Source organism: Aeromonas sp. LsrichE-8G, from assembly GCF_022869435.1.
Classification (GTDB): domain Bacteria; phylum Pseudomonadota; class Gammaproteobacteria; order Enterobacterales; family Aeromonadaceae; genus Aeromonas; species Aeromonas caviae.
In genome coordinates this window covers 1-683 of the sequence record NZ_JALIHH010000230.1, presented here as the reverse complement: position 1 = coordinate 683, position 683 = coordinate 1, and the positions used below count along the sequence as shown (strand labels likewise).

General features: G+C 47.1%; 1 tRNA gene and 1 rRNA gene. Both read right to left on the bottom strand.

Going from position 1 to position 683, the window contains the following annotated elements:
* Positions 1-192: 192 nt before the first annotated feature.
* Positions 193-268 (bottom strand) — tRNA-Glu (locus MUW49_RS19640).
* A gap of 275 nt (positions 269-543) precedes the next feature.
* Positions 544-683 (bottom strand): 16S ribosomal RNA (locus MUW49_RS19635); the annotation flags it as partial.

The following is a 683-nucleotide window of genomic DNA, read 5'->3' as shown; positions in this document are numbered from 1 at the left end:
GTACAACAAGGACCAAATAAAATTTGGTTTTCGCCAAGAAGTTTCCAAAGCACTTGTAACAAATGTTTGAGAACTACTTTTTAAATCAGCTTTCCAGATTGTTAAAGAGCATGTTTGCAACGGCACGAGGCCGAAGAAAACAGAGTTAAGAATCAGTTCTTAACTCTGCATTCTTGTTAGCAAGAAGAGAAGTGGCGTCCCCTAGGGGATTCGAACCCCTGTTACCGCCGTGAAAGGGCGGTGTCCTAGGCCTCTAGACGAAGGGGACGAAAATCATGCTTTGCGAAGTAAACTTCGCAATGATTTTCGTAAAGGCGACGCCGAGCCTGCGAGGCTAGCGGCCTTTAGCGCTGTTCGTTGTTATCGCTAACTTTGAATTGGGTAGCAACTTGCGCCGCTATTCACATCCCAACCCAACGAACGGGCTTCTCTCATTCAACCGAAGTTGAATAAGCACTGACGCTTTCGCATCAGGTCTTTGCTCTAACTACTTTGAATCAAGGCAATCTGTGTGAACACTCAACAACTTCGTCATCATTAAGGTAAGGAGGTGATCCAACCCCAGGTTCCCCTAGGGTTACCTTGTTACGACTTCACCCCAGTCATGAATCACACCGTGGTAAACGCCCTCCCGAAGGTTAAGCTATCTACTTCTGGTGCAACCCACTCCCATGGTGTGACGG